Here is a 24,082-nt window from a genome sequence, read left to right on the forward strand (position 1 = left end):
GCTGTTAAAAAATTACCTATAACCCCCCAGCAGTTCTCTTTAACCGTCCGACAATTGGTACGACAATTATTCCAGCTATTAAAACTTGTAAAACATTTCCTGGGATGGAGCCTATTGGCTGTATCCAGTTACCGTAAAGAATTACTTCGGCAAAATAGTAGCCTGCTATTTTTATAACCAGTGCAACGGCAACCGCCAGTGTGTACACAAGTACTCTTTTGCCAGGTACCTTTTCGGATATGAAGCCTGCTAAAAAGCCCATTGCACCTACGATGATGAATGTAAACGGTGCCCATGCTGCCCAACCAGAAAGAAGATCAAAGAAGCCCATTCCGAAGGCGCCTGCTATAGCTCCTGTTTTTCTACCATAAACCAAAGCTGCAATAAAGAGAGGCACATTCCCCAGATGGATTAGGCCTCCGTTACCCATTATTGGGAGCTTTATGTTGATGAACATTGTAGCTACCAATGTAAGTGCGATGAAAAGCGCATTGATGACTATAGTTCTTGTTTTTGTTGACTTTGCCGATAGAAATGTTGAATTCATATGATACCCTCTTTCTTTTTTTAAAATATTAGTATACTCCTAAACAGATACTTAATAAATAGTTTATTCTATTTATTTGTTCAATTATAGATTTCAAGTAATGAAGGCAGGTATTATGCATTGGCGCAAAATTACGGGGAAAAAAGTTTAAAGTTGCAAAAAAAATGGAACAATATTAATGAATCAAAGCTAATGGGAGGATGTATATGTCTAACACATTATTTACTTCAACTGTATCAGCAGTTGGTGGACGAGAGGGAAGAGTAGAATCATCAGATGGAGTCATTAATTTTGACCTTGCAATGCCTGGCACGCCTAGAGCAAAGGAACTGCCTCAAGCTACTAACCCAGAACAACTATTTGCAGCTGGTTACTCTGCATGCTTTGATGGTGCACTGCAATTTATGGCTAAGAAAGAGCGGGTGTCTTTTGAATCAGAAGTTACAGCCAATGTCAGTCTATTAAAGGACGAATCTGACCAAGGGTTTAAATTAGCGGTTACGCTGCAAGTAAAAGGTACAGGAATTGAAAAAGCACAATTAGAGGAACTTGTTCACAAGGCACATGCATTCTGCCCATACTCAAAAGCAACAAGAGGGAACATTGAAGTAACATTGGAGATAGTATAAAATTTAGCAATGCCTCTATTTCAACAGGCTTTGCGATGGAAAAGCATAATGAGAATAATGTTTAATTACGGGGAGCTGCTGCGGCAGACCCCTTTCTTTTTGTGCTAATGTGGTAGCAATTTTAGCCGTTCTTCCTCCACCCAGGGTGATTTCGCTTTTCTATATTGGGACGGGAGGTGCGAGGATTCTCGAAAATGCATCCGTATCACCTGGAGGAGCAGCTGCCAGAACGAAGGTTCCTTTGAGAACTTTAAACCAATAACACCTCAAATAATAAGTGTTTTTTATTGAAATATGAAAAAACACCTATATAATATTAAGTTAGTAGTCCAATAGTCACGGTTAGATCGTAACAACAATAAGGTGGGTTCTACTTGGAAGAATACTATGTTACATACCAAATTTCTCTTGTTGTCCTTTCCATTATCATTGCAATAATTGCCTCCTACGCTGCCTTAGCTTTAAGTGTTCAATTAATTAAAGCTAAAGGTTTAAATCGGTATATTTGGCTATGGATGGGAGCATTTGCCATGGGCATGGGCATATGGGCCATGCATTTTATTGCCATGCTTGCTTTCCATTTATCCATACCTGTCTCATATAATAAAGCATTAGTCATCACTTCTATTATCCCAGCCATTATATCTTCTGGAATAGCTTTTTTTATTATCAGCAGACCTACTATGATGGGGAAAATACAAGTCATTTTGGGAGCATTTTTTATGGCCACAGGAATTGTATCCATGCATTATACTGGAATGGATGCAATGGAGATGGGAGCAATGATAGAGTATAACCCATTATTATGGGTACTTTCAGCAGTCATTGCCTTTGTAGCTTCGCTAGTGGCATTAAATTTGTTGTTTTTTATAAGCCAAAATCACAATACGCCACGTATGTGGTGGAGAAAAGCGGGCAGTTCCCTCATTATGGGAATAGCGATATCCGGGATGCATTATACAGGGATGGCGGCGGCAACGTTTAAGGCACATCCCCATGGGAACACGTCAGTATCATTATTCGACAGCTCGATTCTGGCTTATTGCATTGGAATTGGTATGCTTGTCATTTTCGGGTTAGTTTTCATAAGCATTTTTGTAGATAAGAAATTTGAATCCCAATCCATTAAGTTTGAGAGTAAGTTCCGTTCTGTTATAGAATCGGCTACAGATGCTATTATTTTAGCCGATCGGAAAGGCAGCATGATTTCGTGGAATAAGGGTGCGGAATCTATGTTTGGATATAAAGATAAAGAAGTAATAGGTAAAAACTTAGAAATGATCATTCCTGAAAGGTATAGGGAGGCTCATCAAAGCGGAATGAAACGGTACCTTTCCACTCAGGAACCACAAGTTGTCGGACACACGGTTGAATTAGAAGGGTTGAAAAAGGGAGGACATATCTTTCCCATTGAATTATCCCTCGCGACTTGGAAAGAAGGAGAAAATATCTATTTTAGCAGTATCATAAGGGATATCACTGAACGGAAACGGTCTGAGAAAAAAATTAATCAAATGGTATATCGTGACTCTTTGACCGGTTTGCCTAATCGACGCTTATTACATGACCGTCTTAACCAAGCTTTAGATCAAGCACAAGAAAATAAACAAACACTTGGTGTTATGTTTTTAGACCTGGACCGTTTCAAATATATTAATGATACACTTGGCCACGCTGCAGGAGATCTGCTTTTAATAGAGGTAGCTAAACGAATTCAGGCCTGTGTGGCAAAATCAGATACAGTTTGCCGCCAAGGCGGGGATGAGTTTATTGTCCTTATTCCACATTCTAATGCTGATAAACTGACTAAAATTGCTCAACAGATTGTGGATGTCTTTAATAACTCAATCGTCTTAAACGAACATGAAGTATTTGTTACACCATCAATTGGAATTTCTTTATACCCGTCTGATGGAAGAGATGCAGAAACATTGATTAAAAATGCCGATACAGCCATGTATCGAGTAAAAGAGCAGGGGAGAAACAGCTTTGAGTTTTATACTCCTGAGATGAATGAGGCTATATCTAAGAAAATGAAGCTTGAAATTGGTTTGCGAAAAGCGTTAGATCAAAATGAGCTGAAATTAGTTTATCAGCCGCAAATGGATGTGAAGACGGGAAGATTGTGTGGGATTGAAGCCCTCATTCGCTGGCATCATCCCGAGTGGGGAATGATTTCTCCTGCTGATTTTATCCCTTTGGCGGAAGAAACCGGATTAATTTTACCTATAGGAGAATGGGTGCTTTACCAAGCCTGCGTTCAGAATAAGACTTGGCAGAATGAAGGTTATCCGGATTTACGAATGGCTGTCAATATATCTTCACGTCAATTCCAGCAAACTAACTTTGCAGAGACGGTGAAAAAAATATTGAAAGAGTCGGGACTGGACCCAGCGCATTTGGAACTTGAGCTTACCGAAAGTATAATTCAAGACTCTGCACATGCAATCTCAACAATGCATATATTGAAGGAAATGGGCATCCATTTATCTATAGATGACTTTGGAACTGGCTATTCTTCATTAAGCTATTTGAAGACCTTTCCTATCGATACATTGAAGATTGATCAGTCATTTACCAGGAATATTTTTATTAATCAGAAGGATGCCTCACTTGTTAGTACAATTATCAATATGGCTCATAATTTGGATCTGAAGGTGATTGCTGAGGGTGTTGAGACAATGGAACAACTTCATTTTCTCCAGCAAGAAAAATGTAACGAAGCACAAGGATACTTCTTCAGCCGGCCAATTCCAGCTGAAGAGATGAATACTATTCTTCAGCAACAACTCGTAACTAAGGAGTTGTGAGCAGTACCTTATATACTTTTTTATTTTAAATTATTTTTAAAATTAAAAGCATCCATTATCGGATGCTTTGTTTTTTTGAGGCAAGGAAGCACGTTGAGAAGGCAGTGGCGGATGACGTCCTTAGCGTTTTTTATTAATTTGAAACAGGCAGGTTAACTTCGCTCATCTTCATTTTAGGACCTCATAATCCCCAGCATACTCATTCTGCATTTTTTCCAGGACGACGAAATTCAGTATGGTACACCTTCCGCTTTTCCGTTTCGGATTCAATATTTTCAATGAAATCGTTTTTTGCTTCCTCCAGCAGCAAGTGTTTTAATTTCTGAAGCCGTATTGGTCCCACTCCTGTCAATTTATCGGATATATTTACTTTAAAATTCCCTTCCTTTTTGTAATATCGAATGCTGCCGTGCCCGGTTCTCTCCTCTTTTCCAATGGCATAAGCAAATTCAAATCGCTGCTGAATGAACGAAGATAATTCAGGCAGCCCTAAATCTTCATAGATGGCAGGGAATTCATGGTAGATTGGAGGATCTATGAATGAAATTGAAGAGATCTTCAATTGGATACTCCTCCTTTAGATACATAGCCTATATTTCCGTTATTGAAAACTATAGAGAAATTCTTTCCTTAATGTATAGGTCATTATTATAAGCACCTTTTAATTTATTTTACTATCGGGAACAATTTTTAAAATGTAATAAACCACAATCAGTGATTTTATATCTAATTTAACAAAAACCTTAATGGAATTTGGATGTCTATAAGGCACTAATCACAATTGGAATACTTCAGTAACAGTCATGTACCAGCTCAGAGGGACATGACTATACTAGAAGGTGGCAATACGGCATTAGTAATTTCGCAAATGCTGCTTCATGCCGATAAAGTAGATGATGAATAGTCTATGGATAGAAGGGTGACGTTTAAGGAAAATTCACAAGGTCAAAGGCTATGTGCAATAGACAATTCATACGGGTACAGACTTAATTAAGTTAGTGAAAACCATTATATTGCAGAAGAAATACAAGGTTTTAGTAGTTACAGACAATATTCAACGAGAAAACAGCGGATTCTCCTTCACGTCCAGCCAGCTCTCTGTTTGTTCCAGTTGTCCTGCTAATTGGAATAGAAGATCCTCACCACCCCTGCCTGCAATAAGTTGAACACCAATTGGCAAGCCGTCTGGGGTCAGATGGAGAGGTACCGACATAGCCGGTTGTCCAGTCAGATTAGCAAGCTGTGTAAACGGAGTTCTCTTCAGGCTGTTTTCTGCAATCTGATCTATAATTCCTGATTTTTTCAATAAGCTTCCCAAGCCCAGGCTGCCTACAGTTTTAATCAAAAACTTCTCTGAAGATGATGGTTCAAGCTCGCCGATTATAGCAGGAGGACATGCTGTTGCAGGAGTTAAATAGAGATCGTATGTTTCATGGAAGGCCTCCATAGCGATGGCTGCTTTATCCCACTCCCTAATTGCAAGTACAAATTCTTCCGCTGACGATACCTTGCCTAACAATCCTAAAAGCCAGGTTGTTGGTTCAACATCGGTCATTTTTGCCTTCCGTCCAAGCACTGATTCCAGGGAAGCCAGTGTTGCTGCGACCTCACCAAAGTACATAGTAAGATAGCTTTTTGCGATTTTGCTGCCATCAACAGGGGCTTCTTTTTCTTCAACGAAATGCCCTAGCGATTCCAGTAATGCTGCTGCCTTATTTACTGCTAGTTTACACTCTGCATCGACCTTAGTCCCAATTGGAGAGGCAATGGTATAAGCAATCTTAAGTTTTCTTTCCAGTGGAGCTTGACATATTTTAAGGTAAGTCCCTTCAAAAGACCTGGCATGAAAAGCAGCTGCCTTTTCGTAGCCATGTAATTCATCAAGCATGGCAGCGCTGTCCCTGACAGTTCTAGTTAAAACATGGTCCACCGAGGCACCTTGCCAGTGCCGCCCAAAAATGGGACCGGCAGGCGTACGTCCCCTTGAAGGTTTTATGCCGAACAAGCCGCAATAAGCCGCTGGTATTCTAATGGATCCGCCCCCGTCATTTGCTCCGGCGATTGGAACCATTCCTGATGCGACTGCTGCTGCTGAACCCCCGCTTGAGCCGCCAGGAGTATGATTCATATTCCAGGGGTTTCTGGTCGGCCCATAGAAAGCCGGTTCTGTAGTGCCCATGAGAGCAAACTCCGGAACATTAGTCTGCCCGACAAAAACCACTCCGGTTTCTCTGGCTTTTGCTACATAAGCTGAATCGTCTTTAGCAGTATATCCCTGCAATGACTTGGAACCGGAAGTAATCTTTTCACCGGCGATTTCTTGTGTTATATCTTTCAGAAGCATTGGGACTGCTGCAAAAGGTGAATCATAATTTATACTTCCTAAACTATTTTCCGCATGGTCATACATTTTGTTGATTACCGCATTTAACGACGGGTTCTGTTTTTCAATTTGTTTGATGGCCTCTTGTAAAACCTCTATGGGCTTAACCTGTTTGGATTTAATTAATTCAGCCAGTCCGAGACCGTCGTATTCCTTATATGGAAATACCTCCATCTTAACCTCTCCAATCACATACTATAAAATAATATTTAGAATATTTAATTATTTCTGCATTTTACTTGATTTTTCCTTTTTCAATCACCAGATTTAGGACAGATTAATGAGAATTTTGCTTGGCAGCTGTCTCCAAAATGCGTCCGTAGACCCTTGGACAACATGATACTAATGAAGATTTTGAATATGTTACCATAATTCGTAGCGGGAAATAGGTTACTATTAGGAGGGGAATAATAAAGAGGCATAGTGAGTTATCATAATGATTTGGGTGAAACAGAAGAAAAAGGCTAGCAGGACATTAACATGAGTACAATAAACCCCTGCCAAACAAATGGCAGGGGTTATGTAATATAAATTTTTATGACTTTAGAACATCATGGTCTACATAACGTTCTCCGTTTAGCTCACTGACAATATTTATAGCGACCTTTGCTCCGTCGCCAGCAGTGATGATTGTATGCATGCTTACCCCGGCACATGTCCCTGCGGCCCAGATGCCTTCGATGTTTGTTTTTCCAGCCGCATCGCAGTCGATGATGGATTTGATTCGCGGCTCTGTACCTGCTTTTGTTTGGACACCGGCTTTTTCTGCTAATTCTACAATCATACCTGTTGAAAGAACAACATGTTTACCTTCATAGCTGCCATTCTCTGTTTCAATTGTAAATCCCTCATTTGCTTTAACAATATTCGTCGCCTTTGTTTGTACAATTTCAGCTCCAAACTTTGTTGCTTGCGATTTTCCAAGTTCAACCAGGTCAGGTCCCGTGAGTTCAGCCACTCCATAATGATTTTCAATCCATGCTCGTTTAGTTACGCTTTGATCGCTGTCGATAACTAAAGTGCTTTTTCCTGCTTTGGCAGTGAAAAGGGCGGCGCTTCCACCGGCAGGTCCTGCGCCAATGATAACAACGTCATACATAGTTTTTCCCTCCTAAAACAATTCTCATAAAAATATTATCAAGAATTTTCAGATTATGGAAAAAATATGCTCGCCATGATAAAGTCCTATCAATCGGTTAAAACACCCCAGCCGTCTGAATGGCCATTATACGGCTTGCACAATTCATCCAGCTTCTTTTGAATATTCACGATTTCTTTATGTGTAAGCATCATTTTACGAGAGCCGTAGCATGTCCATTCATCCGTTTCATCATCCTGAATGACTTCTCCGTGCAAGCCTTCTGCCTTCATAGCTTCCAAAACTTTTTCACCGCTTTTTTTGTCTGGAACTGCCACGAAAAAATCAACAAGCTGCGGTTTCTTGAAGTTAACTCCTTCTTTAAACAGCATGCTTAAAATCTTACCGTCTTCATCATTTGGAAATTTCATTTATTAAACTCCTTTCAGCTTCAGCCTCAATTAATCACTTTTAAAAAACTTACGATTACGATAGTTCTCTGAATGGTCCAGCTCTTTATTGATAAGCCATTCCATTTCCTCCAAATTGTCACGACTTACGGGAGGGTCGATTGCAGACCAATCCACAGTATAAACAAAATAATAATACTTTACTCTACGGAAAATAACGAGAGAATTCGGAAATTCATCGAAAATTGCTTTAATTGTATTTCGCCTGGCAAATGACCAAGTTTTAAGTTTCATGGCAAAGTCCTTTTCTTATAATAACAGACATGGTAATCTTTACCCTAACTAGTTAAGAAAGTTAACTTAAAGAGAGCTATTTTTTAATAGACGGGAAGAAAGATTAAAACCGAACCAAGCAGCTTTACCTAAATAGCTGGTCTGAATCTGCAGAAAAAGGGTAGTAATAAAAGAATAACGGTATCGCCGCTTAAAGAATGGCGATTCCGGCACGGATACCTTTTTCGTATTATGAAGTAATTAGGAGGGAATAGGATGAGGGATGTTACTCTGTTACAGGTATTTGAACATCGCATTGCCCAAAAATATTTGAAGCGTTCGGGGATCGCTCATGCTATTGCCGTAGCTTACCACGCATTTAACCTGGCAAAGGAACATGGAGAAGACGTGGATATTGCCACAAAAGCCGGTTTGCTGCATGACATAGGCCATTTCACCTGGTACCGAAATGGGAAGTGGGATTACGATTTATATAGACAAAATGATATACATCCGATCAAAGGGGCAGAGAGAGCTCATAAGCTCCTAATCCGATTAGGAGAAAATCCGGTTAGAGCACGGACCATCTCGCTCGCAATTTTGTTTCATACTGACTCCTTTTTGCCCTCCAACGATATTATCCGAACTCCGATGCAGCAGCTCATAAAATGGGCTGATGAAAAGGATGAGGAAAAGGGCGGTATGCACCATTACCGCAAATTGGACGCGGAAAGAGCCAGGCAGAGCATCCAGCGATTAGACCAGATGATTGATGAGGTGCAGCCGCTTTCGCAGCAATCATAAACAGTTACAGCAAAAAATACATTTAACTGAAAGTAAAGAAATGGGAAGTTATAGGGCTTAAATCTAACAATTGCTACATGAGTTTAAAAATTAACAGTAATAAACAGAGGAGTGGGATTCCCACTCCTCTTATCAGTCAACTATGTATTAATCTAATTTCTACCCCTCGGAATCTAAGAGATTTTTTAAGTACTCCTGATTTCCTTCTATGATGAATTGCTTAACTTCTATTAATCGATTGCTAATTCAGCATTTGTTAACAGCATCTCCTGCCGGTATATACAATAGCTTAATCATTTATTGCAATTTTGTAATATTAACCATCCGCTGTTTTGCAGCTTAATTAAGTTAAAGTACCAGTTTACTTGAGGAAGGAATTTGGAATTTGTATATAGAATTATTTTTACTAACAGTAAGGTTAAAAAGGCACAACTTGTATCCTTCGAAAAATCTTGCATATCAGTGTTAGTCTGTACTTCATCGGCTCCTAGTGTCAAGGTACCCACAATAATGTAGATTTTTTTATTTGTACTTTCGAGTCCTTTAGTGAATAAATTCCGTCAAAGGAGAATTATTAATACCCGATTTGCTGAGCTATTGGTTTGGGGAGCAATCAAAGTGTATGCCAGATCAACTTGGTCACAGTTTGTGATTGCCTTAGTTGAGCACATGTCTGCCGCGATAGTCTTATTTCTTTAAATAGAAAACATTTGAAGTATCCCGTTTGGTAGATGGGTTGTCAGAGATAAATATTGTAATGAAAAACGAAGAGTACTCTGAATTGTTTTTTTCTATAAAAAAGCCTATTATTTATAATTTTAAAAATAGAAAGAGAGAGAAAAGATGAAAACCAACTTATTATATGGGCAAAGTGATATTGAAGTTGAAGTGTCTGATGATGCGTTTATTGTTGAGCCTAAACACTTACCAGGCTTAGAAAATGATATTGAATCGTTAAAAGAGGCATTAAAAAATCCTATTGGCACAGTACCTTTAAAAGAAATGGTAAAAGCAACTGATAAAGTGGCCATTGTTATAAGTGATATTACCAGACCAACACCCAATTCCAAGCTGGTCCCCGTACTGATTGAAGAACTTGATCATGTTCCAATCGAAAACTTTGTGGTTATAAACGGGACAGGTACCCATCGTGATCAAACAAGTGAAGAATTTGTTCAAATGCTTGGAGAATGGGTAGTTGATAATGTAAGAATCATTAATAATCAATGTCATGATAAAGAAACGTTAATAAACGTTGGAAGAAGTAAGTTCGGCTGCGATATTTATTTAAATAAAGAATACGTTGAAGCAGATTTTCGCATTGTTACGGGATTTATTGAACCGCACTTTTTTGCTGGATTTTCTGGAGGCCCAAAAGGGATTATGCCAGGAATTGCTGGTATTGAGACGATTATGACCTTCCATAATGCAAAAATGATTGGGGATGCTCGTTCTACCTGGGGAAATATGGAAGATAATCCTGTTCAACAAATGACTCGTGAAATCAATAGCATATGCAAACCTGATTTCATGTTAAATGTTACATTAAATAGAGAAAAGGAAATCACATCTGTATTTGCTGGTGAATTGTATGAAGCCCATGACAAAGGATGTGAATTTGTAAAAGAACATGCTATGGTCAAGTGTGAGAATCGATTTGATGTCGTTGTTACATCCAATTCTGGTTACCCGCTTGACCAAAATCTTTATCAAGCGGTCAAAGGGATGAGTGCTGCACATAAAATTGTTAAAAAAGGAGGAACGATTATTATCGCATCTGAATGCTCGGATGGACTTCCAAGCCATGGGAATTATTCGAAGATCTTTGAACTCGCTGATAGTCCGCAAGGTTTATTAGATCTAATCAGTGATTCGAATTTTAAGATGTTTGATCAATGGCAGGTTCAGAAACAAGCGGTAACGCAATTATGGGCAGATGTGTATGTATACTCCATGCTAACAGATGAACAAGTTAAGAATGCCATGCTGAGTCCTACTCATAATATTGAACAAACCTTAGAGGAATTAAAAAAAACCTACGGACAAAATATGTCAATTGCCGTTTTACCATTAGGTCCATTAACGATTCCTTATGTGGAAGAGTAAACATGGTCTAGTACACATCTTGGAGTATTTGAAAAGGAAATAAATATAAATATAGTATTGCTCCGGCTGCCAGTTTGGCGGCTTTTTCTTATTTTGATAGGAGGAATTGTGGATAACAAAAGAAACTGTGTCTATCTCTAGCTTCAGCGCCCAGCTCCCAACGCGCAGGACGTGCTAGTGCCGACGTCGCCTCAGGACGTAGCGACCCTTAGCCGTTCGTTCTCTGCCAGGGTGCTTGCGCTTTTGTTCTTAAACTAAACAGTGGAATAAGTAAAAAATATTTATAATATTGACCTTTTCTTGGCCGGATTTCATTGCTGTTTTTTATTTATTTTAATAGCTGGTGTATTATTTTGTGCCATATAAGTGGGTGCCAGACCATTGTCTACTGCATTATCACCATCTAACTTTCCCTGAAGTTCAAGATTAGCTTTTGTTGCTTCCGGTTTGTCACTGGTAATTATTTCATTTAAGTCTTGTTCGTAAATATTGCCACGTTCAACGTTTTCTTTGAGTTTTTCTTTATTATTTGCAGACATCAAAAGCCTCCTCTTCCTTTTGTATATTACATTCTTCATTCCCTTTATTTAAAAATAAAAACGTTAGAACTAAATAAAGGTCAAAATAAAGAAAGATTTAAACCTCTCACATGCCAATCAACTCTTGTTTCTAAGCTATTGGTTTCAGTACCTGCATTGAAAATAGTTACTACCATAATAAAGAAGAAAAGAATTCGTTTTGCTGGATTAGCTTTCCAATATCCTAAGAAATTCATCCATTCTCAATTTGATATTAGTTATTGACTTAAGAGAAGTCAGAATATTGACAAACTATCAAATATGTAAAATTGTTTAACAAATTAATGTGAGGAAATATTACATATAGTAAAGAATAATAATTGATTGCAAGGGCCATAGTTTTCATGAAGCAGGAGGTGAGCGAAATTTTCTATTAATTTGAATACCCGGAAGAGGAAAGCGGGTATCGCGTGTATAAGCATCGCTTGTAAATACAAAATAATGGAGGTTCAGAATGGAGCTTAGACAATTACTTTATTTTCGTGAAGTGGCTGAACGTGAGCATGTCACAGAAGCTGCAGAGCATCTTCATATCTCTCAATCTTCAATCAGTTTTCAGATTGCAAAGTTAGAAGAAGAACTAGGGGTTACCTTATTTGACCGTGTGGGCAGAAACGTGAAGCTGACCCAGATTGGTGAAGTTTTTCTCGCGCACACAAGAGACGCATTAACAGCCCTTAATTATGCAAAAGAAAAAATAGAAGAATACTTGGATCCTGAAAATGGCACTATTAAAATTGGCTATCCTACCAGCCTGGCAAGATATTTTGTTCCGATGGCAATTTCTGCTTTTAGAAAGGCCCTGCCAAATGTTTCTTTCCAGTTGCGGCAAGGTTCTTACTCCTTTTTAATCGAGAAATCAATTTAGCTTTTCTGGGACCAGTGCCCGTTAAAGATCCAGACATACATGCAGATATTTTATATACGGAAAAAATTGTAGCTTTGCTGCATGTAAATCATCCTCTTGCACAAAACAAGTTTGTATTCCTGAGTGATTTGAAAAACGAAGAGTTTATTCTGTTTCCAAGAGGATGCATTCTCCAAAAGATTGTGGAAGATGCATGCAAGCAGGCAGGTTTTCTTCCTAATATCACTTCAGAAGGAGAGGAAATGGACGCAATTAAAGGTCTTGTATCAGCAGGAATCGGGGTGAGTCTATTGCCTGAAAGTACCTTTTATGAGGGGACGACGCCCCTATCAACAGTAACAGTGCCCGTTAAAATGCCGGAAATCACCCGTACGATTGGAATAATTACTCCGAAAAGCAGAGCCTTAGCTCCTTCCGAACAAATTTTTTATGAGTTTTCAAAAAACTGCTTCCCTAATTTAGTGGTATATACAGACTAGTGCTCATGGTTTTCATTTGTATATAAGGACAGCCAGTTCAATCTGGCCGACAAGGACGTCACATACTTTTATATTAAAAAAATTGTAAAAAAATCTGACATAAATACAGACAATATACCAAAGTCATTAACACTGGCCTGAATTATCTCAAAAGTTGAAGAGGGGGAAACGGGTAAAAGACATTGTTAATAGATTCAGAGTATTCTTTGAGGGCTGTCCCAGAAATGTTTTGTGGAATCAAAGATAGAAAATCAAAATGCTGCATTGAAGATATTAGAAGAATTCTCACCTGAAGTGACACTAAACAGCTAAAAGATGGAGAAGTCGCAAAAATTGTAGACTTTATGTTAATTCCCATGGACCCAACATCACTGAAACTGATCTTATAAGGACAGTGAAGTAATCCTGCTTTTTATATACCAGCGCAAGGTTATGTAGCCGCCACGGCCTAAACTTCACTGCCGCTGTAAAAAAGCAGCACAATCCTTAATCGTGGTTTGTGCTGCTAATCTTAGTATGTTTTTGCTATGTTCAAGTTAATCAGAAAGATAAAATGCCTTCTATACATTAATGAATTTGCTCTTTTAATAACATATTAACGTATCGATAATATGGTCAGCAATTAGTTCCGGTTAAAATGTTCTGCTCCCTTGTTGCAAAATTTCTAATGTATTTCATTATGCAAGACTTAAATTATTTTAGATTGATGATAACCCCGCTAGAGGAGGGAAGGTTCTATTTGCTTTCAGCTAATTTTTCCTTGTTAAGTGCTCTAAAAAGTGAAATTACAATTAGAATCATTATAATTGCAAAAGGAAAGGCTGCAATGATTGACGCCCTTTGCAATGCCTCAAGGCCGCCTGTCCATAATAGGATTGCTGCAGTACTTGATTGGATAATTCCCCAAACAAACTTTACCTTGTTAGACGGGTTTAGACTTCCGTTTGTCGTTTGCATTCCAAGCACAAATGTGGCTGAGTCTGCTGAGGTAATAAAGAAGGTACTGATTAAAAAAATAGCTATCATGGAAAGTACACTAGAAAGAGGGAAATTCTCAAACATAGTAAAGAGTGCTACTTCGCTCCCTTTCGCATTAATTACCTCTATCAGGTTTTTTTGCTGAAAAAACTCAAGGTAAATTCCTGTTCCCCCAAATACAGAGAACCACAAAGCACCAAATATTGTTGGAACCAACAAGACCCCTAGTACAAATTCCCTAATTGTTCTTCCTTTGGAAATACGAGCAATAAAGGTACCCACAAATGGAGCCCACGCAATCCACCAGGCCCAATAAAAAATAGTCCAATCCTGGAACCAGGTCATATCCTGATAAAAAGGACTCAGGCGAAAACTCATGGAAGGCAAGTTTTGTAAATAAGAGCCGAGGGTTGTGGTAAACAAATCCAAGATAAAGTTGGTTGGACCAATAAATAACAAGAATAAAAGAAGAGCAATAGCCAGAAAAATATTAAGATTGCTCAAATACTTAATTCCTTTATTTATACCCGTTTGCGCTGAAAGCATAAATAGTACAGTGACGATTCCGATAATGATTAATTGTGTAGTAAATGTATTCTCTACTCCCGTGAAAGTATGAGAAATGCCGCCGCTTATCTGAATTGCTCCGAGACCCAGCGAGGTTGCTACCCCAAATACTGTCGCAAATACTGCAACACAATCAACCAAGACTCCTATTGGGCCGTTAACCTTATCGCCTAAAATCGGACGTAACAGAGAACTGATTACACCTGGATGGTCTTTGCGGAATTGAAAGTAGGCAAGTGCAAGCCCGATAACTGCGTATATGGCCCAAGGGTGAAGCCCCCAGTGGAAAAAAGAATATCTCATCGCAGTTCTTGCAGCTTCGGCTGTCTGCCCCTCTATAAAAGGTGGTGTATAAAAATGAAACATTGGCTCCGCTACTCCCCAGAACACTAGTCCAATTCCCATACCTGCACTAAAAAGCATGGCAAACCATGTTAAATAGCTGTAAGCCGGTCTATCGGTATCTTTGCCTAAACGTATATTGCCGTATTTTGAAAAAATCATAAATATAGCGAAAACGAGAAATAAGGTAGCTGATAACATATAGAACCATCCGAATTTCTTCAAAAGTATTCCTTGTATGGCTTGGGTCACCTTATCAAGATTGCTATTTGGAATAATGCCCCATAAAATGAAAACTCCTGTAATAAAAATGGATATTGTAAATACTGGTGATATTTTCTTCATCCAATCCCCCTAAAGGAAAGTATTTGTGTAGTTTGCTTTTTTGTAACTTTTGCCTTTTTGATTAAAATGAAGTGAGGATGAAGGGGGGATACAAAATAGGCCTAAAATTTAAAACATATAGATGATGTGGAGTAAGAAAACCATCCAAAATGTAATGTTTATTCGACGTTAAATTATTTTTCGTAACTTTCGTAATTTAAGTCAACTTAGCACGGAACCAATAACATAATAAACCCAGGTTCCAATAAAACTTCGGCAAAATGGAAGTACCCCTTCTTTTCAGCAAAGAAGACATCACGAAATTAGGAAAAGCAACTTAATGGCATTGTCGAATTTTCCTCACTAAATAAATTCTTGTCATCACCTCCATAACTTTAATGCTAACAAAGATTTTAACTCAATGCCAGTCATGCGTAACGGGGCAGGTGGTTTAAGACTTTTAAAAGAAACAAAATGAAATTAAGGAAAATCTCAATTTCTCTTAAAAGTTCAAAAAAATTATTTGAACAACCTGATGCATTTGAGTATTTTTTTCTTTAATCATCCTGAGTATATGTTTAGTAGAAGAAGCAGAGGCAAAGATTCTGTACTGATACCGGTATTAAGTGGTATTCTTGTTTCCTTTGACTGGCAAGTTTACTCTAGAAAGAGTTTCGGATTTGATTGATTAAACTTTAGATGAAATCCTTCCAGTTCCTATTAAAAATATTCTTTATTGACATTTGTATTCACTGTCCATCTAAAAACAAATGGAAATCCGTTAGCCTCTTTATGATAATTCCACCTATAATTTCTTTTTTAAAAAAGATCGTATAGTGATAAGAAAATCTTATGCTTTCTTTGAAAACATCCAATGGTTCAGTAGCAGGGCTGGAGTGATAGTCCCTGTATTTTACCAAACTATTTTGAAAAGCCTCTTTTTGTATCTGAAGCAGTGTATCTGCTTCACTAAGCTTCGTTCTTCTGATCTCTAATTGCATATTTCCCTCCATATGCGTATTCAAATTATCATATGGTATTAGAAGTGAAAATTGTATTTGGCTGATATATTTATATACAGTGTCTGGCTCGGTATAAAAAATTTCATTTACTTTTGTTAACCTAAAGGAATTTATATCAAAAGATGGTTCTAATAGAGCTCGTATATGATAAGATTTTAGAAAGTTAACAAAAACCGGGGCGATTTTTATGAAAAGAAAGATTCTGTTCTTATTCTTGGCAGCCTACATGGTGTGTTTTTTTAGTTCAGTGAGTGTCTACCAAAACAGTATATCCAGCCCTGTTGTCAGCGATAAGGGCAGGTTGCTGCCGGTACAGGTGAAATCAGTTGTTAAGGCAGAAGACCGCAAGCAATTGCAAAAATTGATCAAAGACTCAAACCAAGTAAATGACAAATTTTCCATAGCTGGCATGCAGCACAGCCAGGGCGGGCACACCTACTATCCGAATGCGATTATGCTCGATATGAGGGATTATGATCAAATTCTTGATTTTGACCCAAAACAAAAGGAAATCATGGTCCAAAGCGGAGCAACCTGGGATGATATTCAGAAACATATTAACCCTTACGGTCTTGCTGTAAAAGTGATGCAGTCGCAAAATATATTTACTGTCGGAGGGGCATTGAGCGTGAATGTGCATGGCAGGGACATTCGAAATGATGCATTAATAGATACTGTCAAGTCGTTTCGTCTATTAGCTCCTGACGGAAGGATACTGAATGTAAGCAAGACAGAAAATGCTGCCCTTTTTCCATTGGTTATTGGCGGATACGGGTTATTTGGTGTCATTCTTGATGTAACTTTGAAACTAACAGATGATGAACTCTATCAGATGCGGACAAAGATGGTAGATTATCAGGACTATCCGGGTTATTTCAAGGATGAGATAAAGAAAAACCCGAAGGTGAAAATGCATTTGGCTCGCATCTCAGTCGCTCCCAAAAACTTTTTGAAGGATATGTATATTACAGATTATTTGCTGGCGGACGATCAAAGCAGGTACAAGCGATATAGTAAGTTAAAAAACGAGGGTATTGTTGCTGTGCCGAAATTCTTTTTAGGGATGTCTCGCTACAGCGATTGGGGAAAAAATGTTTTTTGGGAACTGCAAAAAAATTATTCAAAACGGCTGGATGGATCTTTTGAAACCCGGAACAACGTGATGAGATCCGAATCAGCTTTTATGGAGTATGAAAGCGGGCCGCGAACAGAGATATTGCAGGAGTATTTTGTTCCTGTTGATCAATATCCGGGCTATATAGATGATTTGCGCTCGGTGCTAAAACAGGAAAAAGATTTTAATTTACTCAATATTACTGTCCGATTTGTGGAGAAGAATGAAAAAGCAGTGTTATCTTATGCAAAGGATGATATGTTTGCGTTGGTTCTGCTGATCAATCAGGGTCGATCCACAGCTGAAAGGAAAGAGACAGAGCGGGTTATCCGCAGAATGATAGATGTAACGCTTAAACATGATGGCAGCTATTATTTGCCGTACTACCATTATCCAACGCAAGGGCAGCTTAAGAAAGCTTACCCTCGGATCGATGAATTTTTTACTGAGAAGACAAAGTTTGACCCGAATGACCGGTTTGTGAACCTTTTTTATGAGGAGTATGGAAAATGACATATCAGCGATTTATCGTTTCGCAAAGCATTGTTATCATGGCTAGCAGCATCGTTTTTCCATTTTATATCCTGCTGCTCCGGAATGCTGGTGACAGCTATTCGCAGTTTGGATGGGCATACGGGATGTTCGCTTTAAGTGCTGCATTTTTCTATCCTGTCATAGGCAGATTCTCTGACCGGATCGGTGATCAGCTTCTCTTAATTGTTTACTCATGGGCAATGACATTGCTTCTATTGCTTTTCCCGCTCGTAACAGAGGTATGGCAGGTGTATCTGCTTCAGATTTTGATGGGGTTATTGGGAGCGGTTCAGAAAAACACTGAGAAGACGTCGTTAGTCCGGCATGCAGAAAATAAGCAAGTGGGCAAAGAAATTGGTAAATACCATTCATGGACTGGCATTGGCGGAGCGATTGCAATCATCCTGACAGGTTATCTGGCAGATTTTCTAACTATAGGCAGCATTTTTTATATTGCTTCTTTGATGTATATGGCGAGCGGTTTGGTCCTTATGAAAAAAACAAAGCTAAGTAAAAAGGCAATAGGAGACATGAATAAGGTTAGCACCAAATAAAAGGGCAGGCAGTTCAAAACTGAACTGCCTGCCCTTTTAATAGGTAATAGGTAACCATTTTAATTGTCACTAGCTCCAGTTCTCGACTTTTATATTAGAGTACTGCATTCGCTTCAATAAGCGCCTTTTGCAGTTGCTTAATATCGATGTCGGCAACATTTTTGTTCGTCGTAAAACAAGTGCTGCCGCTGTTCCTGCAGCCTGCCCGGCCGCCATCGCGCTCGGGGTTAACCTTATTGTTGCCATCGCCTCGCGGGAAGCGGAGATACAGCGGCCTGCCACTAAGAGATTAGTAATCTTTTTTTGCGAGAAGGGTTCGGTACGGTTTACTTCAGTTATATATGGAATCGGCACCTGGGGAAAGCAGCGGCAAGTCGCATTAAAAAAGGGATATGTATTGAAACACCAAAAAGCCAGTTCCTGAGAACCTGCCTTTTGGTGTTTTGGTATATTAGTTAAGGTTAATCCAAACGCTCTTTACTTCAGTATAGTTGTTAAGTGCGTAGGAGCCCATTTCACGGCCAAGGCCTGATTGCTTGTATCCGCCAAATGGTGAGGCAGCGTCAAAGGCATTATAGCAATTGACCCAGACTGTTCCTGCGCGAAGCTTGCTTGCCACATAGTGGGCATTGGAGATATCACGTGTCCATAACCCTGCAGCAAGTCCGTATTCGCTCTCGTTTGCACGCTTAATTACATCATCTAAATCTTCAAAAGGCATTGCCGCGATGACAGGTCCGAAAATTTCTTCCCTGGCAATGGTCATTTCATCTTTTACGGCTGCAAAAATGGTAGGCGATACGAAGTATCCTTCATCCTGAGGCTTGCTGCCGCCGACAAGTACTTCTGCTCCTTCGTTAAGACCTTTTTCGATATAGCCAAGTACCCGGTTTTGCTGTTCTTGGGAAACAAGAGGCCCGATTTGTGTTTGAGGATCAAGACCAGCACCCTGCTTAATATTCTTCGCGTGAGATACCATATCTGCCACAACATTGTCATAGTACTTCTTTTGGATGAAAACGCGTGAGCCTGCACAGCAAACCTGTCCCTGGTTAAACATAACGCCATTCAAGGCACCTGGAATAGCCTTTGACATATCAGCATCAGGCAGGATGATGTTCGGTGACTTTCCGCCCAGCTCAAGAGTTACGCGCTTTAAGTTTGAAGCTGCATTCCGCATGATCAGCTTACCAACTTGCGTTGATCCGGTAAAGGCAATTTTATCTACTAATGGATGGTCAACAAGCGCCTGCCCAGCCGTTTCACCAAATCCAGGAACGATATTGATAACACCCGCAGGAAATCCTGCTTCTTCAATAAGTTCAGCCAGGTAAAGCGCAGAAAGAGGTGTTTGCTCAGCCGGCTTCAGAATGACCGTACAGCCTGTGGCAAGTGCTGCACCTAGCTTCCACATGGCCATAAGCAATGGGAAGTTCCAAGGGATAATCTGGCCGACAACCCCTACTGCTTCATGTCTTGTATAGTTAAAATAATTTCCGCTTACCGGAATTGTTTGACCTGTAATTTTAGTTGCCCAGCCTGCATAATAGCGCATATGCTCAATGGCAAGTGGTACATCTGCATTGGAAGTTTCGCCAATTGGCTTCCCGTTATCCAATGTTTCCAGCTGTGCAAGCTCTGTCTTATGCTCTTCCATTAAGTCAGCAAGCTTATACATGCAGCGGCTGCGCTCGGCGGCGGACATTTTAGACCATGGACCTTCATCAAAGGCTTTTCTGGCTGCCCTTACAGCTGCGTCTATATCTGAACGGTCAGCTTCGTATACTTCGGCCAATAGCTCTCCTGTAGCAGGATTCGGAGTTGAAAACGTCTTATTTGAGACGCTGGCAACGAACTCGCCGTTAATATAAAGTTTCTTCGGTCCCTGTAAGAATTGCTGTAGCTTTTCACTTACTTCCAATGTGATATTTGCCATGATTACCCTCCTAAAAATAAGTTAATAGTCATTATGTAATTCACGGTGAAGATATGAAAGCGTTTTCAAACTTACAATTAATATATTAACCTATTAATTTAGAATTTTCAAATTTTAACATTCGAAAAATTGCAGCATAATTCTACAAACAGAGAAATGATCATCAAAACCGAGTGTACAAGTGAGGTTTAGGTGTGGAGACTAATAATAATTCTCGAAGATGAATGGAAGAAAAAGTTAAATAGAAAATAAAAAAGCAGTTCGAGGCTTTATTGAATGAAAAAGAAAATTGTGGTAATATTAACGAGGCAAGTTAAAATAAATTTTAATGTATAGTAGCTCTATCATATATTATATAACAACAAAAATAGCTTTGTCAAATCATTTCTTGTTAAATTGTTCTAAAGGAGAGATTGGATGGACGCGTGGGATAATGAGCTTCAGATAGAACAGGAAAGAGTTAATAGTGTATCCGCAAAAATTGCGAGTGAAGTAAGGCTAGTGAATAACCTCAGCGGAACAACGGAAACCGAGATTAATGACATAAGGCAAAACTTTTGGGAGGATGTCAGGGTAAATCTTGATCATCCGGACGATATTCAAGAAACATATACAAGCATTAAACAGCAGGCAGAGCTGCTGGCTGAAAGAGAGCGTCGGCGCGGTAATTCCGAGAAGCTGTTAAGTGTTTTAAGAAGGTTAAAAAACTCTCCTTATTTTGGCCGGATTGATTTTAAAGATGAGAATGAAACTGTTCCAGAAAAAATTTATATTGGGATCGGCTCTTTTTTTGACGAAGAAACAGAAACGTTTTTAGTATATGATTGGCGCGCGCCGATTTCGAGTGTTTATTATGATTATTCGCTTGGAAGTGCGTCCTATACTGCTCCGTATGGGACGATACACGGTTCACTTGAGTTAAAAAGGCAATTTGTAATTAAAAACAGTTCCATCGTTAGTATGTTTGATACTGGGGTAACGATAGGTGACGAGCTGCTGCAGGAAGTGCTTGGCCGACAAGCGGATAGCCAAATGAAAAGTATCGTAGCCACCATACAGAAGGAACAGAACCGGATTATCCGCAATGACCGAAGCAGATTGCTTGTTGTTCAGGGGGCGGCGGGGAGCGGGAAAACATCTGCGGCCCTGCAGAGAATTGCTTATTTGCTTTATCGGTACAGAGACAGCCTGGAAGCGGAGAATATTTTGCTGTTTTCTCCAAATCCGATGTTCAACAGTTATGTATCAAATGTTTTGCCGGAGCTTGGGGAAGAAAATATGCAGCAAGCCACTTTTCAGCAATTTCTTGAAAGCCAGCTTCCCGACGATTTGGTGCTGGAGGATTTTTTTCAGCAAATGGAGTATATGCTGTCAAGCAGTGCAGACAAACTTTATTATGATAGGCTGGAAAGTATTCGCGTTAAATCCGGTCTGAATTTTATTCGCACACTTGATCTTTATATACAGTTGCTTGGAGCAGGCGGGTTAATTTTTAGAGATGTAACCTTTAGGGGAGAAGTTTTAATTTCTTCTTCAGAAATCGAAAAAGTTTTTTATTCAACTCCGGCGAAATTGAAAATTCCAGACCGTTTAAAAATTGTAAACGAGTGGATGTCGAAAGAATTAAAGGCATTGGAAAAAGCTGAAGTAAAGAAAGAGTGGGTAGAGGAAGAAATTCAGTACCTGGAAAAGGAAGAATACGCCGCTTTTTATCGCAAATTAAATGAGAAAAAGCGTTTTGCAGACAATACCTTTGATGATTTTGAGAGGGAACGAAAGCTTCTTTCTGCTTATGTCGTAAGAAAAAGCTTTAAAGGGGTTTATAAAGGAGTAAAAGCTTTATCCTATTTGGACGTTAGAGCAGTGTACCGTCAAATTTTTGAAGGAGACGAGAAGATTACTCGGCATATATTTCCGTCGGGACCGCTCTGGCAGTGGACAGGGATATGCGAGCTTACAATTAAAAAACTGGATAACGAAGAGATTTTATATGAAGATTCTGCCCCGTATTTATACTTAAAGGAAGAATTAGAGGGTTTTCGAACGGATGTTATGATCCGCCATGTGTTTATCGATGAAGCGCAGGATTATTCTCCGTTCCAGCTTGCGTTTATCAAACGTCTGTTTCCCCGCAGCAGAATGACCGTTCTTGGAGATACTAACCAAATGATTTATGACCATTTGGAAAAAACAGGTCTTGAAGTATTGGCTTCTTTATATGATCCTGACAAGACTGAATCGATAGTTCTGAAGCAGAGTTACCGTTCAACCAGGCAGATTTCTGATTTTACAAGGGCATTCATTCCTGGTGGGGACAACATTGAACCTTTTAACCGAAATGGAAGCAAGCCGCTTGTCTCTATATTGAAGTCAAGAAACGGACTAGCTGCGGCAACGGCTCAATCGATCAGTGATCTTCGCGCAAAAGGATATGAAACGATTGCGGTCATTTGCAAAAACGAAGAGGAAAGCGAAGAAGCATATGATGCAATCAAAGAAAATGCTGATGTGCGTCTTATTGGAAGAGGCAGATCATCATTTGAATCAGGCGTAATCGTGATACCGTCCTATTTAGCGAAGGGAATTGAGTTTGATGCCGTGGTCATTTTTGATGGTTCAGAAGACCGATATGGAAAGGAGAGCGAGCGAAAATTATTTTATACCGCCTGTACAAGGGCGATGCACGAACTTCATGTTTTATGCGCGGGAGAAGTGAATTTGTTTATTTCAGAAGTGCCTGAAGAGTTATATGAAGTTAAAAAGTATAAGTGAAAACCAGCCCAGTGCTGGTTTTTTAGTGTTGTAAATAACAAAAGTATTGCACTTTTGTTGTTATCGGCATAGATTACAGCAGTCTTTCAGTGGCGCTTTACTATAGCATCAGGGCACTATATTAATATGCTAAAATTTTCCAAAAATATTGACATTTGGAATTCTGTACAAATACAATAAAGGTAGGTTATTAGTTAATAGGAGATATTCGGGAAATGGTGAATTTATGAGTCGGAAAATCGCGATTGGTAAAATAGCGCTTCTGCTGGCCTCACTTGCAGAGGAGGAACTGGATTATTTCCGGCCAACTCTCAAGGAATTGAGCTTTTGCCAGGGAAAAGTAGGTTCCATGAATATGCAAAAAGTGATTTCGGCTGTAGAAACGGCTGCCAAGCGGAATGGAATCATTCATGAAAGCCTATATCGGGAAACACATGCATTATATCATGCCATTTTAGAAGCGATTAAAGGTGTAACACGGGATCAGCCTGCCATTGGCGAGATGAGCCGGACAGTAGGCCTTAGGTTTTCAGTTGTCCGTGGTGCTCCGTATGCTAATGAAGCAGAAGGCGAATGGATATCTGTGGCCTTTTATGGAACAATCGGGGCTCCTGTAAAAGGGCTGGAGCACGAAACAATTGGTTTGGGAATTAATCATATATAAGAACATTGCCTAGAGTCCAATAGTCAATAGGAGGCGATGATGGTATTGCTATGCCATTATCGCCTCCTTTTTATTTTGTGAAAGCTCATTGTTAATTTAGGCACTTTATTGATGTCTAGCTGCAGAGCCCAGAAACTTTTTTCCGTAGGAAAATAAAGGGCAAGTTTAACAGAGCAACTCTTTTAAAGAATTAACAAAAGGATTGCTTTTAAGTACCGATGGCTAGTTCCAGCTGCCAGCAACTTTTTTTGCATAATAAACAGAAAGCGATTTTTTTCTTAGAAAAATAAAGCTGACGCACCGGACAATG

General features: G+C 39.3%; 18 protein-coding genes and 1 pseudogene. 9 read left to right on the forward strand and 10 right to left on the reverse strand.

Translation table 11 applies throughout. The features are described 5' to 3' along the window. Positions 1 to 16: 16 nt before the first annotated feature. Positions 17 to 547: an ECF transporter S component gene (locus D0469_RS02985; RefSeq protein ID WP_117325158.1), complete on the reverse strand. Its 531-nt coding sequence runs from the start codon at positions 545 to 547 to the stop codon at positions 17 to 19. A gap of 206 nt (positions 548 to 753) precedes the next feature. On the opposite strand from D0469_RS02985, the gene D0469_RS02990 reads away from it, so the two are divergent. Both D0469_RS02990 and D0469_RS02995 read left to right on the forward strand, forming a co-directional pair. Beyond that, on the forward strand, positions 754 to 1,176 hold the full coding sequence (locus D0469_RS02990; protein WP_117325159.1) for an organic hydroperoxide resistance protein: 423 nt from the start codon (positions 754 to 756) through the stop codon (positions 1,174 to 1,176). Positions 1,177 to 1,550: 374 nt separating this feature from the next. Further along, positions 1,551 to 3,986 (forward strand): bifunctional diguanylate cyclase/phosphodiesterase, encoded by a 2,436-nt coding sequence (locus tag D0469_RS02995; protein ID WP_233522920.1) that lies wholly within the window; start codon positions 1,551 to 1,553, stop codon positions 3,984 to 3,986. Between the two features lie 199 nt (positions 3,987 to 4,185). Here D0469_RS02995 and D0469_RS03000 read toward each other — a convergent pair whose 3' ends face one another. From D0469_RS03000 to D0469_RS03015, 4 genes are all read right to left on the reverse strand, one after another. After that, the gene (locus D0469_RS03000; protein WP_117325160.1) at positions 4,186 to 4,548 is read right to left on the reverse strand and encodes a hypothetical protein; all 363 of its coding nucleotides are present in this window, start codon (positions 4,546 to 4,548) and stop codon (positions 4,186 to 4,188) included. A 492-nt stretch (positions 4,549 to 5,040) separates the two neighbouring features. Next, positions 5,041 to 6,543 carry an amidase gene (locus tag D0469_RS03005; protein ID WP_117325161.1) on the reverse strand — a complete coding sequence of 501 codons (1,503 nt, stop codon included), beginning with the start codon at positions 6,541 to 6,543 and terminating at the stop codon, positions 5,041 to 5,043. A 361-nt stretch (positions 6,544 to 6,904) separates the two neighbouring features. Then, a complete protein-coding gene (locus D0469_RS03010; protein ID WP_117325162.1) occupies positions 6,905 to 7,468 on the reverse strand; it encodes an FAD-dependent oxidoreductase in 564 nt (187 codons plus the stop codon). Positions 7,469 to 7,557: 89 nt separating this feature from the next. Then, on the reverse strand, positions 7,558 to 7,878 hold the full coding sequence (locus tag D0469_RS03015) for a ribonuclease E inhibitor RraB (protein ID WP_117325163.1): 321 nt from the start codon (positions 7,876 to 7,878) through the stop codon (positions 7,558 to 7,560). Positions 7,879 to 8,406: 528 nt separating this feature from the next. On the opposite strand from D0469_RS03015, the gene D0469_RS03025 reads away from it, so the two are divergent. Then, complete coding sequence (locus D0469_RS03025) at positions 8,407 to 8,934, forward strand: HD domain-containing protein (protein WP_117325165.1); 528 nt, start codon at positions 8,407 to 8,409, stop codon at positions 8,932 to 8,934. 843 nt (positions 8,935 to 9,777) lie between these two features. After that, on the forward strand, positions 9,778 to 11,040 hold the full coding sequence (gene larA, locus D0469_RS03030; protein WP_117325166.1) for a nickel-dependent lactate racemase: 1,263 nt from the start codon (positions 9,778 to 9,780) through the stop codon (positions 11,038 to 11,040). A gap of 311 nt (positions 11,041 to 11,351) precedes the next feature. Here the strand turns inward: larA and D0469_RS03035 are convergent, their stop codons facing one another. Then, positions 11,352 to 11,579 carry a hypothetical protein gene (locus D0469_RS03035; protein ID WP_117325167.1) on the reverse strand — a complete coding sequence of 76 codons (228 nt, stop codon included), beginning with the start codon at positions 11,577 to 11,579 and terminating at the stop codon, positions 11,352 to 11,354. A gap of 493 nt (positions 11,580 to 12,072) precedes the next feature. Here D0469_RS03035 and D0469_RS03040 point away from each other — a divergent pair. Then, a pseudogene (locus D0469_RS03040) lies at positions 12,073 to 12,965 on the forward strand (LysR family transcriptional regulator). Positions 12,966 to 13,700: 735 nt separating this feature from the next. Here D0469_RS03040 and D0469_RS03045 read toward each other — a convergent pair. Then, complete coding sequence (locus D0469_RS03045; RefSeq protein WP_117325168.1) at positions 13,701 to 15,197, reverse strand: glycine betaine uptake BCCT transporter; 1,497 nt, start codon at positions 15,195 to 15,197, stop codon at positions 13,701 to 13,703. Positions 15,198 to 15,925: 728 nt separating this feature from the next. Further along, positions 15,926 to 16,177 (reverse strand): hypothetical protein, encoded by a 252-nt coding sequence (locus tag D0469_RS03050; RefSeq protein WP_117325169.1) that lies wholly within the window; start codon positions 16,175 to 16,177, stop codon positions 15,926 to 15,928. 208 nt (positions 16,178 to 16,385) lie between these two features. Here D0469_RS03050 and D0469_RS03055 point away from each other — a divergent pair, with 208 nt between their 5' ends. Further along, positions 16,386 to 17,825 (forward strand): FAD-binding oxidoreductase, encoded by a 1,440-nt coding sequence (locus tag D0469_RS03055; protein WP_117325170.1) that lies wholly within the window; start codon positions 16,386 to 16,388, stop codon positions 17,823 to 17,825. Continuing rightward, a complete protein-coding gene (locus D0469_RS03060) occupies positions 17,822 to 18,400 on the forward strand; it encodes an MFS transporter (protein WP_117325171.1) in 579 nt (192 codons plus the stop codon). The genes D0469_RS03055 and D0469_RS03060 overlap by 4 nt, the downstream gene beginning before the upstream one ends. 69 nt (positions 18,401 to 18,469) lie before the next feature. Here the strand turns inward: D0469_RS03060 and D0469_RS21480 are convergent, their stop codons facing one another. Further along, positions 18,470 to 18,646 carry a hypothetical protein gene (locus D0469_RS21480; protein ID WP_233522921.1) on the reverse strand — a complete coding sequence of 59 codons (177 nt, stop codon included), beginning with the start codon at positions 18,644 to 18,646 and terminating at the stop codon, positions 18,470 to 18,472. A 205-nt stretch (positions 18,647 to 18,851) separates the two neighbouring features. Further along, positions 18,852 to 20,336: an aldehyde dehydrogenase family protein gene (locus D0469_RS03070; protein ID WP_117325172.1), complete on the reverse strand. Its 1,485-nt coding sequence runs from the start codon at positions 20,334 to 20,336 to the stop codon at positions 18,852 to 18,854. Positions 20,337 to 20,753: 417 nt separating this feature from the next. Between D0469_RS03070 and helD the strand changes: the two genes are divergently transcribed. Both helD and hutP read left to right on the forward strand, forming a co-directional pair. Then, the gene (gene helD, locus D0469_RS03075; protein WP_117325173.1) at positions 20,754 to 23,108 is read left to right on the forward strand and encodes an RNA polymerase recycling motor HelD; all 2,355 of its coding nucleotides are present in this window, start codon (positions 20,754 to 20,756) and stop codon (positions 23,106 to 23,108) included. 226 nt (positions 23,109 to 23,334) lie between these two features. Further along, positions 23,335 to 23,772, forward strand: a complete 438-nt coding sequence (gene hutP / locus D0469_RS03080) for a hut operon transcriptional regulator HutP (protein ID WP_117325174.1) — start codon at positions 23,335 to 23,337, stop codon at positions 23,770 to 23,772. The last annotated feature ends 310 nt before the right edge of the window (positions 23,773 to 24,082 follow it).

Source organism: Peribacillus saganii, assembly GCF_003429095.1.
Classification (GTDB): Bacteria; Bacillota; Bacilli; order Bacillales; family DSM-1321; genus Peribacillus; species Peribacillus saganii.